We start from the raw sequence: 15,308 nt of genomic DNA, 5'->3' as shown, positions 1-15,308 counted from the left end.
GACAATCCCACCATTAGGACACACGTACCAAAGTCGCGGATTCTAGCACTATTGCCGCGGTCTATCTATGTTAATCAACAAATTATTCAGGCATTTCGGCCGACCGAAACCTAGTGTAGTCAACTTTATTGGCTTTGCCTCTGAAGCGACCAAAGATGCAATTCAACTTTAGTTTTAATCCTGCATTGCTCAAAAAACATCTCGGCATCTTTGCTCAGATCTCAGGTCAGACACGCAAAAAAAAGCCGCATTACTGCGGCCTTTTATCAAACCAAGTTCTTCAATGCCAATAACGCGTCCACGTCCGCGTTATAGTCAACATGGCTGTAACCAAAGCCAAACAGCCGCAAGAACTCATTATGGTAGCCTTTGTAATCCGTCAGGCTATCAATGCTTTCTGTAGTTACCTGACCCCAGAGATTTTTCACTGCAGTCTGAATATCATCCGCCAGCTCTTTGCCGTCCATCCGCAAACGGCCAGCTTCATCCAGTTGACGCTGGCTGTTATACAGGCACTGAGTGAATAAACCATAAATCTGCTCGATACAGCCTTCATGGCTGCCCTGCTCTTTCATCACCCGATACAGCAATGAAATATAAAGCGGCATAATAGGAATCGCAGAGCTCGCCTGAGTGACCAACGCTTTTAGCGAAGCAACATAAGCATGGCCTTTCAGTCCGTCCAACTTGCTGGTAATAGCCGCGGCCGCTCTGTCCAGATCTTCTTTGGCCCGACCTATCGTGGCTTTACCATAAATTGGCCAGGTTAATTCTTTACCAATGTAGGTATATGCAACCGTCTGACAACCCTCAGCCAGCACACCTGCGGCTTGCAGCTGGTCCAGCCAACGCTCCCAGTCTTCGCCACCCATCACTTTGACCGTGTTAAAAATCTCCAGATCATTGGCAGGCTCTACCGACACGTCCTCAATTTCGCGTTTGCTGGTATTAAGGGTTTTCGCCGTGTACGACTGACCAATAGGTTTTAACACTGAGCTGTAAACTTCACCTGATACCGGGTCTTTTCGGCGAGGCGCAGCCAGGCTGTACACCACTAAATCAATTTTACCCATCTCACGACGGATCAGATCAATGGCCTGAGATTTCAGTTCATCAGTAAAGGCGTCACCGTTGATATGCTTGTTCCATAACCCAGCTTCTGAAGCGGCTTGCTCAAACGCAACTGTGTTGTACCAGCCCGCAGAGGCTGTTTTACCTTCTGTTGGCTCTTTTTCAAAAAAGATGCCCAAAGTGGCGGCACCCGAACCAAAAGCCGCACTGATGCGGGAAGCAAGGCCGTAACCTGTTGAAGCTCCGATCACCAGCACATTTTTTGGACCTTGGCTGACAACACCTTGTTTTTTGACGTAGTCGATTTGTTCTTTGACGTGTTCAGCACAACCCACAGGATGAGCATTGGTACAGATAAAGCCGCGGATCTTAGGTTGAATAACCATAACTAAACCTATTCGTGGTTGAAAATTGCCAGCTAGTTTAAGCCGTTAACCTGAAAAACAGGTCTGATCAGAGAAGATACCTGCAGCTTCCCCTCAAATAAAGTAGTGAACGGCTAAATGCTGAAGAAAATAATGCCTGGCTGCTGATAGAAAAAAAGGCGCCTGCTGGCGCCCTAGTCTGTGACCGGTAACTTGTCTCTTTTACTGCCACCAAGGCATTTTGGCGAGGCTGGCGGTTTCTCTGCGTAGTACTCATACCACTCACTGGGTGTATAGGTATGCAGCGCTAACGCATGGATTTTTTCAGCCAACTCTTCTGCCACCACGGCGTTCACCGCACGATGCCGCTGCAACAGCCGCTGACCTTCAAACGCAGGGGTGACAATCACCACTTTGAAATGAGATTCTGCGCCGGGCCCGACACTGTGCATATGGCTTTCATTCACGACATCCAGGAACACAGGATCAAAAGCGTGCAATAACTTCTGTTCTATTAACGTATGAACCAACATAGCTCGTCTCCTTGATTGCTCCTCTTCTTCACTCTAGTTAAGGGCATCTGTGTTGTCAGCTCTGCTCCGCAGTAAATACTGCTAAGCCTATGCTGCGACTAAGAAAATATATTTACTTTGCAATTTTTATCATTTTCCGAAAAGTCAGATTAATTCGTCCATGCTGCGCTTTGGCCATTTTTCCGACCCTATGCTGCCAAAAGTGCTGGCAGTCACCGGCCATCAGCAGTAGGGATCCATGCTGTAACATCAGCTTCAGCTGCATCCCTAGCCGTTGATGGCGCAGCTCGAACCAACGCGCCTCGCCAAGGCTAACCGAGGCAATTTGAGGAGATTGCCCGAGCTCTGGTTCATCATCCGAATGCCAGCCCATATGGTCTTCACCATTGGCATACCAGTTGAGCAGCACCGCGTTAAATTCGTGCCCGGTTTGCTGGTTAAGTTTCTCAGTCAGTTGCTTCACCAGCGGATGCCAGGGCACAGGCTCAAATGACACTCCAGAATAGCGATAGCTACAATGAGCATCACCCATCCAGACCTGACGTCGGGGAATGGGTACAGACCGCCCGTAAAGACGCAATTCGGGTTGTTGCCACTCCAGTTCATCCAGCAACTGCTGAAAATAAAATGCGGCGTCTTTTGCATTCAGCCATTCGGGCCAATACTGCAGTTGAGCATCAGGTAAAGCCAACTCCTGACAGGACTGACCGTTGTCGGCACATGGGCCTTCTGTCAAAATAGAGCTCCTTTTGTTATGAATGATTCAGCATGACCATAAATTTTTCCTGCGCCGGTATCGAGCTTCAGCTGCAACGCTGGCCTCTGGAACAAAAGAACCGCAGTTTACAGGCCTGGGATGCCGCTGACGAGCTATTGATTGAACAGGGCCTGTCTGTACTGCAGCAAAAAACCAACAGCTCAGTGCTGGTGCTGAACGATGCTTTTGGTGCTTTGTCCTGTGCACTGGGAGAGCGGTCTCATATCAGCATTGGCGACTCTTACATCAGTGAGCAGGCAATGGCTTACAATAGAGCGCAGAACCAACTTTCTGCGCAGGTTGCGCGGTGGCAAGACAGTATGCTGACCTGGCCGGACAAGCCGGATCTGGTGTTGCTGAAAATCCCTCAGCAACATAGTTATCTGCGATTTTTGTTACAGAAACTCAGCCAGGTGATTCACCCACAGACCGTGATTTTGGCCGCCGGTAAAGCAAAAGACCTGCATCAGAATTTACTGGATATTTTCCGGCAGGAATTAGGCCCGGTTGAAGCGTCGTTGCAACATAAAAAGTGCCGTTACCTGCGTTGCCAATGGCAAGGGCAGGTTCGGGAGTTGTCTGCACCGTCACAGTGGCAAGCAGCAGAAAGCCAGCTCAATTTAATTAATTACGCCGCGGTATTTTCCCGCGAACAACTGGATATTGGTGCCCGTTTTTTGCTGGAACACTTGCCTGTCACGGAAAACGCGTTAGTGGCCGATCTGGGCTGCGGTAACGGTGTGCTGGGGCTTGAACTCATGCGCCAGCAACCTCATGCTCAGTTGGTGTTTTTTGACGACTCGTACCAGGCTATCGCCTCTGCAAAGGCCAGCTTAGCAGCCAACCCTGAATTAGTGGCCTCTCAGGCAGAATTCCGGGTGGATGATTGTATGAGTCAACAGCCAGATAAAAGCCTGGATTGGGTCATCTGTAACCCGCCTTTCCACCAACAACAGGCCGTGACTGAACATATTGCGCTGCAGATGTTCAAAGACGCCAAACGTTGCCTGAAATCTGGAGGTCGACTTCGGGTGGTTGCCAACCGTCATTTGCCCTATTATGTCCATCTGAAACAAAGCTTTGGCCATTGCAGGATCGTCGCTGGCAACCCGAAATTTGTCATTCTTGAAGCTATAAAAAGGAACTAACTATGCGCTATCTGCTTTTGGCTTTGTGCCTTGGCTTAACTGCCTGTAGCAACACTTCGTCGTCATTTATCGTGTCACCTCAGGTATTCTGGAACCAGAGCAATGAGCTTAAAGGTGCGGAATTTAGCTTGCAGGTGGTCGACCAACGCAACAGTGATCAGACGCTGTTTTTACGCGACGGTGCCAAAGTCAATTCTCGCCCAACCAGCAACAATCTGGCGGAAACACTGGAAATATCCTTAACCAACGCTTTTCAGGCGCAAGGCGCACAAGTGGTTTCCAGTTCACCAACCAGCATCACAGTGCAAATCATCCGTCTGAATGCAGACGCCGATCAGCGCACTGTCGAGCATCTGGTGAAGAATGATGTCGAACTCAAACTTATTATTGAAAACAGCGCGGGCTCTTTTGATAAGGCCTACGCCGGAAAAAGCAGCTTTTCTGGCCCGTTCAAGCTCGATACGGCAGTGGCTGAAGGCAAACTCCGGGTGTTGACTGAACAGGTTTTGGCTGAGTTGTTGAAAGATCAAAGCTGGCACAGCTACGCCAAGGGATAAAGCGATGCGTAAGTTTATTGTCATCTGCCTGACTGTACTTGGCCTTACGGCGGTACAAGCGGCCGAAGCGCCGAAAGGCCAATACATGCAACCGAACAATCTGTTTCCTAAAGTCCGGTTGATTACCTCTGCAGGGATAATCACTGTAGAACTGGATCGGATCCGGGCCCCCATTGCGGTGAACAACTTTCTGAGTTACGTCAGTATTAAAGCGTACGACAACACGATTTTTCACCGGCTGGAGCCGGACTTTGTGGTTCAGGGCGGCGGCTATAAGCAGACCATGGCACAAATTGAAGAATTTAAGCCCATCTTTAATGAATCCGGCAATGGCCTGAAAAACCAGTTCGGCAGCATTGCAATGGCCAGACAAAACGATCCGCACAGTGCAACCAGTCAGTTCTTTTTTAACCTGAATGACAATACCAGCCTGGACCCAGGCCGTGGCTGGGGTTACACCGTATTTGGTCAAATTCAGGAAGGCTTTGAAGTCCTTGAAGTCATCAAGACCATGGAAACCCACACCGACCCTGTGACTGGCTGGCAAAATGTGCCGAAGCAACCAATTCTGCTGAAACAGGTAGTGTTGCTGCCTGAAGCTTAAAGCCGTCTATACTTGCTTTCAGGCAATGGAGTTGGCAGGGGCCGGCTCCACTGAGGGCTTGTCTTATGCTCAGTCGCTTTATCGATTTAAAATCCCGCCAGCTGGTATTCTACCTCTCTCGTTTTTTACGCGGCCACCTCCCCTACCGGGAATTGCATTTATTTGTCTGGGATACGCTGGAAGAATGGTCGCAATTGCGTGTTTATGACCTGCGCCCTGAAAGCTTTAAGGAACAAGTGTTCTGGCATCTTCTGTATCAGATTGAATATTGGTCTGAACCCGAGCTTCGCCATAACAAGCTGCTGCGGCGCGAACTGCAGTACTGTCTTGGCTTTCTGTATGGCCATGGTGAGCTGCCACTTAGTTGTGTCGGAGTTCGGCCCTGACTTGACCTTCTTTACCGAACAGGTAAGCTGAACGGCAATTTCCTGATGCTGGTGCCTGCTTTGTCTCTGCTGTCCTCCATCCGTTCCGCGTTTGAACTCTATGCCCAACGCTCAGTACTGACTGTGTTTATTCTCGGTTTCAGCAGCGGTTTGCCTTTGATGCTGGTGTTTGGTGTGTTGTCCTTCTGGCTGCGGGAAGCCGGAGTATCACGCGAGCAGATCGGCTATTTCAGTTGGGTAGTTATGGCCTACGCCATTAAATTGTTCTGGTCGCCGTTAGTCGACCATTGCGCGCTGCCATTTCTAAACAAACTTGGCCGCCGTCGTAGCTGGTTGGCGGCATCTCAGTGCATCATCATTGTGGCCATTATGGCAATGGCCAGTACTGACCCACAGCAGCAGCTGCACCTGATGGCTGCTTATGCCATTGCACTGGCAATCGCCTCCGCAACACAGGACATTGCTATTGACGCTTACCGGATTGAAAGCGCCCCAGGTAAACAGCAGGCAGCTTTGGCTGCTTCTTACCTGGCGGGCTACCGCCTGGCGATGATCTTTTCGTCAGCAGGTACCTTATGGCTTGCTGCCTGGTTTGGCGGTCACCAGCAGAATTATCAACTCACTGCCTGGCAGTCCACCTATCTGGTGATGGCTGGCTTTATGCTGCTGGCTCTACTTAATACCTTATTGTCACCAGAACCCCAGGTGCAATCCTCTGAAGTAGAAGCCTCAGTTTCAGCCCGAACAGCGCGGCTACAAGAGTGGCTTAACACCGCCATTATCGGTCCATTCCTCGACTTTTTCCGTCGCAATGGCTGGAATGCCTTGCTGATCTTAAGCCTGATCGCCAGCTACCGTATTACCGACGTAGTGATGGGGGTAATGGCCAATGTGTTTTACGTCGATATGGGCTTTAGTAAAGAAGAAGTAGCCAGTGTCTCGAAAGTCTTTGGCGTGATTATGACCCTGGTTGGCGCAGCAGTCGGCGGCGTTCTGATCAACAGTTTTGGCATTTTGCGCATCCTGTTACTTGGCGCCGTACTCAGTGCGTTAACCAACTTACTGTTCAGTTATTTAAGCACCCAAGGCCATCAACTTAATTTGCTGATTGGTGTGATCTCGATGGATAACCTAAGTGCGGGTATTGCGACCAGCGCCTTTATTGCTTATCTGTCGTCCTTGGTCAACTTGCAGTACACAGCCACTCAATATGCCTTGTTCAGCTCACTGATGTTGTTGCTACCCAAATTCCTTGGAGGTTTTTCCGGCGGCTGGGTGGAAGTGCTGGATTACGACCGCTTCTTTATGCTGACCGCATTGATGGGATTACCGGCCATTTTACTCTGCTTGTGGCTGATAAAAAAAACGCCGCAATAAGCGGCATTTTCTCGGATTGTAAACAAGTATCAGGCGTCTGCCAGCACTTGTTTTAACCCTTCCATTGGATCAATTTCCAGTGCGTGGCAATAACGCACATATTCAATGACGTCCAGGCGACGTTCCTGATTTTCTACCTTGCCGATAAAAGAGTGAGGAGTTCCAAGAATTTCCGACAGGCTGCGCATCGTGTGTCCTTTCTCCTGGCGCTGCCGTTTTAACCATACACAAAGCTTTTTGTTCTCGTCAGAGATTACACTTTTCGTGCCTTTCATTTGTTGTTCTCCTGGCGCATAAGTACGCCTTGTTTTACTGCTTAAACTTCCTGCCAAATAAAAATCCAAAAGCTTAAGGGAAACCCCAATAAGCAAAAAATAAAGCTCTTTCATTAAATCATAGCTTCAACAGAGCGTACAGGTCAGAGCGGAAAAAACCCGCTACTTGTCGCTGTTTTTCGTCATTTAAACGACAACTCAACACTATTCGCGGAGGGGAACAAAGCGAATATATGGATTAGGGAACTAGAGCAGGAAGGTGCAGCATGTCATGCACAGACACGCTGCCTTAAACAATCAAACAGAGAAGCTGGAACCACAACCACAGGTCGTGGTCGCATTTGGGTTTTGCACGATAAAGCGGCTGCCAGACAGGCCTTCAGTGTAATCGACAGTGCCGCCCATCAAATACTGCAGACTCATTGGGTCTACCACCATCACAACGCCGTTTTTCTCAACAACCAGATCACCATCATTGACCTTTTCGTCAAAGGTAAAACCATACTGGAAACCAGAACAGCCCCCCCCTGTAATATAAACCCGCAGTTTTAGCTCCGGATTTTCCTCTTCTGTGACCAACGCCAGCACTTTGTTTGCAGCAGCATCTGTAAACTGAATTGGAACCTGTAACTCAGACATAAAACCTCCGGTTAAAACTGGGCGCGGATTATCTAATACCTGACTAATTTATTCAAGTATTTCACCGGACTGGTTATTGGGCCAGAAAAAGCTTTTTTCAATGCGGTTGTTGCGGCTGCCAGCCACTTTCAGCTGTACCTCCACCTTCTCGGCATTAAAGCCTTCAGGCAGACTGAACTCCCCTTCAATGATCTGAAAGTATTTAAAACTATAGGCTTTGTCGCTTTTACCGAAACCGGCCAGTTTCAGCAAATCCTGGCTGGCTTTTTTGTCGAGCTGACGGCCATTGACGGTTAACTCCAGCGTGCCTTTGGCAAATTTTCGTTGTTGGTCCTGCTGGATCAACACCAGGTTAAAACGATAATTACCGGGAGCAGCCCCATTGCTGATCGTAAAACTGTCAATCAACACCCCGCTGTCCTGCGGTTCTGGCGACATAATACGCTGGTAAAACGCCAGCTCCTTGCGGTTGTCAAACAGCTTCTGCTGCTCGCTTTTCAGCTCTTTTTGCAACAACTGAGAAGCACTTTTTTCAACGGCAAGCTCTGCCGTCAGGTAATCATTCTGTTTCAGGCGCTCATTTAATTCAGTCGTCAGTTTATTACTACGTTGCTGCATTTCCTCCAATCGGGATGACAGCAGATTCACCTGTTGCAGGTAATAATAATTGCCAAACATCTGGCCGGCCCACCAGGCCAGCCCCAACAAGCCTAAAGTGACCAGTAACTGACGCCAATGGCTGCGAAGCCAAAATAACAACTGCACTCGATTCATCAAACTACTCAATAAGTTATGTTACACTTGGCACAGGTCCGAACACCAAATCATACCATGTTATTACCCAGAGACTGGCAAGCAAAATTACGCCTCAGGCTGGCATTTCCTCTGACCTCAGTGCAATTGTGTCTGTTGGCTGTGGTTGCGGGCGTGGCGGCGGCATTATTGATCCTGCTGTTCCGTCTGACCATTATCGGCATCCAAAGTTTCTATCTGGACAGAACAGATGATTTCGCCGGCATCGCTGCAGAGTATCGCTGGATCTTACCTTTTGCAGCCGCAGTGCTGATCAGCCTGATGGTGATGCTGATTGGCATGGCTCATTATCGCTTAGGTATTGCGTATGTGATTCACCGGGTAAAAACCCGTTACGGGGTGCTGCCGTTCCGAAACACCTGTTACCAGTTTTTTGGCGGCATTATCGCGTTGTCCAGCGGGTTTTCGGTTGGCCGCGAAGGCCCGTCGGTGCATTTGGGCGCTTATGCTGCTGGCCAGCTTGGCCATTACCTGCAGCTGCCATACAACAGCATTCGTATACTGGCGGGTTGCGGTATTGCAGCGGCCATTTCTGCATCCTTTAACACACCGCTGGCGGCCGTTATTTTTGTGATGGAAGTGGTGCTGCGTGAGTACCGTATCCATGTGTTTATTCCTGTAATGCTGTCTGCCGTAGTCGGCGCCCTGCTCAGCCGGGGCGTCTTTGGTATTGGCAACGACTTAGCCGCACTGCAGATCACCAGTATCAGCGGCTGGCATTTGCCCTATCTGGTGCTCTGTGGTGTGGCCATTGGCGCGGCGGCTTATGGCTTTAATCAAAGCATTTATTGGCTACTCAAATTCAGTAAAAACTGGCACCTGGCAATTAAGCTGCTGGTCGCCGCAGCATTAACCGCGGCCGTCGGGCACGTCATTCCACAAGCCTTAGGGGCGGAAACAGGGGCAATTTTTTATTCAGTCACCGCATCCGATCAATTCTGGTTGCTGCTTAGTATTTTACTGGCGAAGTTTTTACTGACCGTGGTGGCCGTTGGCCTGGCGGTGCCTGGCGGTGCTGTAGGTCCGGTGTTTGGTATTGGCATACTGATTGGCACTATTATGTCGATGCTGCCCGCCTGGCTGGCCGACGCGCCAGAGTTTGCCGGTACTTATGGCGCATTGGGTATGGCTGGTTTTATGGCCGCCACTTTACATGCGCCTCTGGCGGCTTTAGTCGCGGTGATGGAGCTGTCGTACAATCCGGACATAATAGTTCCGGCCATGTTGGTCATTATTTGCGCCTATGTCACCACAGTGCAGTTGTTTAAAAACAAATCGATATTTGTGCTGCAACTGGAACTGCAGCAATTGCCCTACAAACTGGCGCCTGCTGACGACGTGCTGCAAAAAGTCGGTGTGCTGGCCATGCTGGATAAGAACTATCTGCTACTGCACAACGCCAGCGAACAAGATATTCAGGCCGTGCTGGATCAAAAAGAGCCACAGCAACTGTTGCTGGTACAAAGTGCAGAGGGACTGGACTGGCTGGACTACGATCTGACCACAGCGATGACAGAACAAACCGCGTTAAAACGCGATACAGTGCAACGACTCGACCATCAGGCTACTATGGCCGATGTACATGCAGTACTGGATGAGCAAAAAGGCGGCTTAGTCGCTATTTATGACCCGCAACAACCTGGAGCTTTACTTGGTATTATCCGCTGGGAACAAGTTCGGGCTTTACTGACGAAAGAGAATAATCTGATATGACCCTGTTATGGCTAAAAGCTTTCCACATTATTTTTATGGTGTGCTGGTTTGCCGGCATCTTTTATCTACCCCGGCTTTTTGTCTACCACGCCCAAAGCAACAGTGCCGATGTGGATGCGCAGTTGCAGGTGATGGAACGGCGGCTGCTGTATTTTGTCACGCCTTTTGCCGTGTTGACTTTAATATTTGGGGTAGCTCTGGTGCATTTGTATGGCAAAGTCTGGTTCGCCGCCAGCCATTGGCTGCATCTGAAGCTGGTGCTGGTCAGTCTGCTCTATCTGTACCATGGTTATTGCTTCAAGCTGCTTGCTGATTTTCGTAAGGGCAACAACCGTCGCAGCGCGCGTTTCTACCGAATTTTTAACGAGCTGCCGGTTCTGATCCTGTTTGCCGTGGTGATCCTGGCCGTAGTGAAACCCTAAAATCTCAGTGCCTGCTGCATAGCAGGCAATCGTTTTATCCCTGCTTTTTTGCTATGATCACGGCCGATTTTTTGCCGCACCGGCACAGCGCAACCCTCAGCAGAAGAGCAACTGATATGAGCTTCAAAGGCGAACACATTCTCTCCGTTAAACAGTTTGACCGTGACAAAATTCAACAGGTGTTTGACATTGCCCGCAGCATGGAACCTTATGCGCGCCGGCAAAAACGCACCAAAGTGTTGGACGGCGCCATTTTAGGCAATCTGTTTTTTGAACCCAGCACCAGAACCCGCGTCAGTTTCGGTTGCGCTTTTAACCTGCTTGGTGGCGAAGTCCGTGAAACCACAGGCATGCAATCGTCGGCTTTATCGAAAGGCGAGTCCTTGTTCGACACAGCCCGGGTGATCAGCAGTTACAGTGACGTGATTGCCATGCGCCACCCACAGGCCGGCTCGGTCGCAGAATTTGCCGAAGGTAGCCGGGTGCCGGTACTGAATGGTGGTGACGGAGCCAACGAACACCCGACTCAGGCCTTGCTCGACCTGTTCACCATTGAAAAAGAACTGGCCTCCAGCCAACAGCAAATGGATGGCATGCATATCGCGATGATTGGCGATTTAAAATTCGGCCGTACCGTGCATTCATTGTCCAAACTGCTGGCGCTGTACAAAAACATTCAGTTCACTCTGATTGCGCCCAATGAACTGGCGATGCCTGATGAAATTGTCAGCCTGATTGAAAACGCCGGTCATAAAGTGCGGATCACCGACGTACTGGAAGGCAACCTGAACGCAGACATCGTCTACCAGACCCGTATTCAGGAAGAGCGTTTTCCATCACAGGAAGAAGCCAACAAGTACCGCGGCAAATTCCGCCTAAACCAGGAAATCTATACCCGCCATTGCAAATCCAACACCGTCATTATGCATCCGCTGCCGAGGGATTCCCGGCTGGAAGCCAACGAGCTGGACAATGATTTAAACCTGAACCCGAACCTGGCTATTTTCCGCCAGGCCGACAACGGAGTTCTGGTGCGAATGGCACTGTTTGCGCTGACGCTGGGTGTTGAAAACCTGGTCAGCAACTATGAATGTGAAGTGCCTTGGTACAGCAATAAAGGCCAAAGCTAAGCGCCCGTTTTTTTTAAAGGAAATTTTATGTCCCGCTCCGAACAATTGTTTCAACAAGCGCAGTTAACTATTCCTGGTGGTGTGAACTCACCAGTACGAGCATTCAAAAGTGTCGGTGGCACGCCAGTGTTTATAGACCGAGCCGATGGCGCTTACCTGTTTGACGTCGATGGCAACAAATACATTGATTACGTTGGCTCTTGGGGCCCGATGCTTCTGGGCCATAACCACCCGGCCATTCGCGAGGCGGTGATCAAAGCAGCTGAAAAAGGTTTGAGCTTTGGTGCCCCCTGCCCGGCGGAAATTACCATGGCGGAGACCGTCTCCGAGCTGGTGCCCAGCATGGAAATGGTGCGTATGGTGAGCTCAGGTACCGAAGCAACCATGAGTGCGATTCGTCTGGCCCGTGGTTTTACCGGCCGCAACAGCATTCTGAAATTTGAAGGCTGCTACCATGGTCATGCCGATTCATTGCTGGTCAAAGCAGGCTCAGGCGCTCTGACACTGGGCGTACCAAACAGCCCGGGTGTACCCGCCGATTTCGCCAAATACACCTTAACCGCAGAATTTAACAATATCGCGCAGCTGGAACAGATGTTTGCTGAGCATGGCGCTGACCTGGCCTGTGTCATTGTGGAACCCGTTGCAGGCAATATGAACTGTATTGCGCCTGTTCCTGGCTTTTTGGAAGCCTTACGCCGGTTGTGTGACCAGCACGGCACTGTGCTGATTTTCGATGAAGTGATGACAGGCTTCCGGGTCGCGTTAGGTGGTGCTCAAGCCTATTACGGCATCAAGCCTGACCTGACTACTTTGGGCAAAATTATCGGTGGCGGTATGCCAGTAGGCGCCTTTGGTGGCCGCCGCGACATTATGCAGCACATCGCGCCTTTGGGCGGTGTCTACCAGGCTGGTACTTTATCTGGTAACCCAATCGCCATGGCGGCAGGGCTGGCTGCCCTGACCCAGATCCGTAAAGCGGGTATTTATGAAACACTGGCGGCGAAAACTACCCAGCTGATCAGCGGCATTAAACAAGCCGCGGATAAAACAGGTATCCCTTTGGCGACAGCGCAGGTAGGTGGCATGTTTGGTCTGTTCTTTACCGCAGAAACCCAGGTGACTAATTACCATCAGGCCACCCGTTGTGACATTGATGCCTTTAAACGCTTTTTCCATCTGATGCTGAACAAAGGCGTGTATCTGGCACCTTCGGCTTATGAAGCTGGCTTCTTATCACTGGCCCACAGTGATGCGGACCTGGCTCAGACCATAGACGCCGCAGAGCAAAGCTTTAAAGCCCTCTGATGCCCATTGCCAGAGCTTTTACAGCTCTGGATGCAGCCAGACCACATCAACATCTGTGGTTCTGGCTTGCTCTGCAAAGAGTTCCCCTTCTGACAGATACAAGGCCTGCAACGGCTGAGGCAAACGCCATGTTTGCGTCTGTTTGCTTTGCCAGTCAAAACGATTCAGTACCGTCGCTTGCTCTGTCAGCCAAAATAGTGATTGTTCATCACTGACCATCTGGGTACGGTCCACGCGACGCCAGTCCAGTTCCAGCCCCAAATCCCGTAACTTGCCTTGCTGCAACAGCTGCAACTGTGTGTGATGGTAAGACTGCAGCACTAAATTTTGTTGCGGCCCACACAGCACATTGACGGTGTTGTCCAGCAATTTTGTGGCCTGATTGTCTTGCCATTGGAACAAGGCCCAACCGACAGCGTCACGCTCAGTCCAATACAGTTTGTCATCACAGATAGTAAAGTGCTCAGCGCCAACACGGGCGCCGAACAGTGGCGTTAATTGTCCGGTCTTTTCGTCCCAGCTCCACAGCCGCTGCTCGATCACCAGCCACAGTTGCTGTTGCCACCACAATAACTGCTCTACCCTTACCTTGCTGGTAAAAGACGTTAGCTGCCGCAGCACGCCGTTATCCAACAACCAAAGTTGAGGTAAACCAGAACGCTCGGACATAAAATAATACTGACCAGGCCGGCGCAACATCAGCGTTTCGACTCTGTTACTTGGCGCGAAACTGTGGACTTCAGGTTGCGCCCGCTCCGCCCACTGCAACTGCAGTAAATCTGTCACCGACTCTTTTGGGCTGACAGCCAGCAACGAGTCTCCCACCCTGCTGACATCGGCCAGATTGGTGGTCAGTTCACCAAAGACCCGCTCATTGCCGGTACGCAGCGACAAGGCCGCAAAACGGTCAGGGCCATGGTTTATCAGCAGCTCCTGCTCATCCCACCAAGCCAACTGATCGGCGCGAAAATCAAAGTGTTTCAGTTCACGCCAGATCAGTGATCCTAAATCGAGTTCAATTAACATCGACTGGCTATAACCAAGTTGCACCAGCATGTAGGCTTTATTCAACCGATACAATAAATGACTGATATCACGCCAGTCAGCCGGAAAGCCAAGCAGCAGCTGCTGGCGGTGGTCTTTCCATTGCCAGAGTTGCATCTGGCCAGTTTCTGGTTCTTTATCCAGCCATAACAAAGCATCCGCCATCCGGACCTGACCTTTCTCAACAAAATAGTGGCAGCTGAATAAGGTGCTTGCGGAGCCAAACACTGGTTGAACTTGTTGCCGCCAGAAAGCGCACTTACCCTGCTGCACAGCTCGAAAAACAATCTCTTGCGCGTTCAGCCAATTGGCCTCAGACAATTGCTGGTAGGCCACGCTGTCATGTCGCACTTGCATGGAATTGAGTTGCTGTACCGCCCAACGCCAACTCTTCTCATCTTCGGCCTGACTATGCTGGTATAACAGAATGGATTGCAGGTTATCCAATAGTGGCATCCGCTCAGTGCCATCCTGGGCACTTAGAGGTGTCATATGCAAGTAGCGCGGTAAGCTGGCTTTCTGATTCATCTGATTAAACAGAAACACAAAGCCAAGGCTAAACAGAAGAAGTACCAGACTGCTGACCCAGATATGGCGGGCCTTTTTCAACCGTAACCTGCGCTGCCATTGCCAATGCAGCAAAGACGGCTGGTCTTGCTCAACGGGTTCAACCGCAACAGGTTGCAATTCGCCAGCTGGTATCGCCGGAGCTTCCGGCGCCTGTTCAACTTTAACCGCAGCCATCCAGCAATAGCCTTTTTTCGACAGGGTGGCGATATAGGTCGGTTGAGTGCGGCTGTCTTGCAGTATTTTTCGAAGGGCCGCTATAGCGCGGGTTAAGGCTTCATCTGATCCGGCACCCTCGCCCCAAACGTCGGCGAGTAAGGTATCGCGGCTTAACACCAATTCGGAGTGGTCAATAAAGTAATTCAGTAATTTATGCAGGCGGGGTTCCAGCGTCAGGCTTTCCTGCGCGTCAAAATGCTGCAGTTTTCCGACAGAACGCAGATACCGCCACTGCCCAAAGCTCAGGTACTCTGCTGTTTCCTGCATAAAAAATTAACCCGCCTGTTGCATATGCCCAGGCGGATTATAACGAATTCAGCAGCAATGTTGAGACTCTATAGAAATGATACGAGAAACTTATCCAAATCAATCTATCCAGT

At 50.3% G+C, this 15,308-nt stretch carries 16 protein-coding genes; 9 read left to right on the top strand and 7 right to left on the bottom strand.

Going from position 1 to position 15,308, the window contains the following annotated elements; genetic code table 11:
• Positions 1-266 precede the first annotated feature (266 nt).
• The 3 genes from fabV to ACFO3I_RS09180 form a co-directional block, all read right to left on the bottom strand.
• On the bottom strand, positions 267-1,457 hold the full coding sequence (gene fabV, locus ACFO3I_RS09190) for an enoyl-ACP reductase FabV (protein WP_377333583.1): 1,191 nt from the start codon (positions 1,455-1,457) through the stop codon (positions 267-269).
• Positions 1,458-1,630: 173 nt separating this feature from the next.
• Positions 1,631-1,969 (bottom strand): BolA family protein, encoded by a 339-nt coding sequence (locus tag ACFO3I_RS09185; protein WP_377333581.1) that lies wholly within the window; start codon positions 1,967-1,969, stop codon positions 1,631-1,633.
• Positions 1,970-2,081: 112 nt separating this feature from the next.
• Positions 2,082-2,705, bottom strand: coding sequence for an alpha-ketoglutarate-dependent dioxygenase AlkB family protein (locus ACFO3I_RS09180; protein WP_377333579.1), 624 nt, complete (start codon positions 2,703-2,705; stop codon positions 2,082-2,084).
• A gap of 32 nt (positions 2,706-2,737) precedes the next feature.
• Here ACFO3I_RS09180 and ACFO3I_RS09175 point away from each other — a divergent pair, with 32 nt between their 5' ends.
• The 5 genes from ACFO3I_RS09175 (at position 2,738) to ACFO3I_RS09155 (ending at position 6,798) form a co-directional block, all read left to right on the top strand.
• Positions 2,738-3,874 carry a methyltransferase gene (locus ACFO3I_RS09175; RefSeq protein ID WP_377333577.1) on the top strand — a complete coding sequence of 379 codons (1,137 nt, stop codon included), beginning with the start codon at positions 2,738-2,740 and terminating at the stop codon, positions 3,872-3,874.
• Between the two features lie 2 nt (positions 3,875-3,876).
• Complete coding sequence (locus tag ACFO3I_RS09170; RefSeq protein WP_377333575.1) at positions 3,877-4,431, top strand: YajG family lipoprotein; 555 nt, start codon at positions 3,877-3,879, stop codon at positions 4,429-4,431.
• Positions 4,432-4,435: 4 nt separating this feature from the next.
• Complete coding sequence (locus tag ACFO3I_RS09165; protein WP_377333574.1) at positions 4,436-5,035, top strand: peptidylprolyl isomerase; 600 nt, start codon at positions 4,436-4,438, stop codon at positions 5,033-5,035.
• A gap of 65 nt (positions 5,036-5,100) precedes the next feature.
• A complete protein-coding gene (locus ACFO3I_RS09160) occupies positions 5,101-5,421 on the top strand; it encodes a hypothetical protein (RefSeq protein WP_377333572.1) in 321 nt (106 codons plus the stop codon).
• A 45-nt stretch (positions 5,422-5,466) separates the two neighbouring features.
• Positions 5,467-6,798 carry an AmpG family muropeptide MFS transporter gene (locus ACFO3I_RS09155; RefSeq protein WP_377333570.1) on the top strand — a complete coding sequence of 444 codons (1,332 nt, stop codon included), beginning with the start codon at positions 5,467-5,469 and terminating at the stop codon, positions 6,796-6,798.
• 29 nt (positions 6,799-6,827) lie between these two features.
• On the opposite strand, the gene ACFO3I_RS09150 is transcribed toward ACFO3I_RS09155, so the two are convergent.
• The 3 genes from ACFO3I_RS09150 to ACFO3I_RS09140 form a co-directional block, all read right to left on the bottom strand.
• Positions 6,828-7,187, bottom strand: coding sequence for a helix-turn-helix domain-containing protein (locus tag ACFO3I_RS09150; protein WP_377333568.1), 360 nt, complete (start codon positions 7,185-7,187; stop codon positions 6,828-6,830).
• Positions 7,188-7,370: 183 nt separating this feature from the next.
• Positions 7,371-7,712: an iron-sulfur cluster insertion protein ErpA gene (erpA, locus tag ACFO3I_RS09145; RefSeq protein WP_337843046.1), complete on the bottom strand. Its 342-nt coding sequence runs from the start codon at positions 7,710-7,712 to the stop codon at positions 7,371-7,373.
• Between the two features lie 48 nt (positions 7,713-7,760).
• Positions 7,761-8,486, bottom strand: coding sequence for a DUF6776 family protein (locus tag ACFO3I_RS09140; protein ID WP_377333566.1), 726 nt, complete (start codon positions 8,484-8,486; stop codon positions 7,761-7,763).
• Positions 8,487-8,543: 57 nt separating this feature from the next.
• Here ACFO3I_RS09140 and ACFO3I_RS09135 point away from each other — a divergent pair, with 57 nt between their 5' ends.
• The 4 genes from ACFO3I_RS09135 to hemL all read left to right on the top strand — a co-directional run bounded on the left by ACFO3I_RS09135 (position 8,544) and on the right by hemL (position 13,098).
• The gene (locus ACFO3I_RS09135; protein ID WP_377333564.1) at positions 8,544-10,238 is read left to right on the top strand and encodes a chloride channel protein; all 1,695 of its coding nucleotides are present in this window, start codon (positions 8,544-8,546) and stop codon (positions 10,236-10,238) included.
• Positions 10,235-10,660 carry a protoporphyrinogen oxidase HemJ gene (gene hemJ / locus ACFO3I_RS09130; protein WP_377333562.1) on the top strand — a complete coding sequence of 142 codons (426 nt, stop codon included), beginning with the start codon at positions 10,235-10,237 and terminating at the stop codon, positions 10,658-10,660. Before ACFO3I_RS09135 ends, hemJ begins: the two co-directional genes overlap by 4 nt.
• Positions 10,661-10,776: 116 nt before the next feature.
• Positions 10,777-11,790, top strand: coding sequence for an aspartate carbamoyltransferase (locus ACFO3I_RS09125; RefSeq protein ID WP_377333560.1), 1,014 nt, complete (start codon positions 10,777-10,779; stop codon positions 11,788-11,790).
• 27 nt (positions 11,791-11,817) lie between these two features.
• Positions 11,818-13,098 carry a glutamate-1-semialdehyde 2,1-aminomutase gene (gene hemL, locus ACFO3I_RS09120; protein ID WP_377333558.1) on the top strand — a complete coding sequence of 427 codons (1,281 nt, stop codon included), beginning with the start codon at positions 11,818-11,820 and terminating at the stop codon, positions 13,096-13,098.
• A gap of 18 nt (positions 13,099-13,116) precedes the next feature.
• On the opposite strand, the gene ACFO3I_RS09115 is transcribed toward hemL, so the two are convergent.
• Positions 13,117-15,195, bottom strand: coding sequence for a winged helix-turn-helix domain-containing protein (locus ACFO3I_RS09115; protein WP_377333557.1), 2,079 nt, complete (start codon positions 15,193-15,195; stop codon positions 13,117-13,119).
• Between the last annotated feature and the right edge of the window lie 113 nt (positions 15,196-15,308).

The organism is Rheinheimera marina (assembly GCF_042654345.1).
In the GTDB taxonomy this organism is placed as follows: Bacteria; Pseudomonadota; Gammaproteobacteria; order Enterobacterales; family Alteromonadaceae; genus Pararheinheimera; species Pararheinheimera marina.
This window is presented reverse-complemented; position numbering and strand designations above follow the sequence as displayed.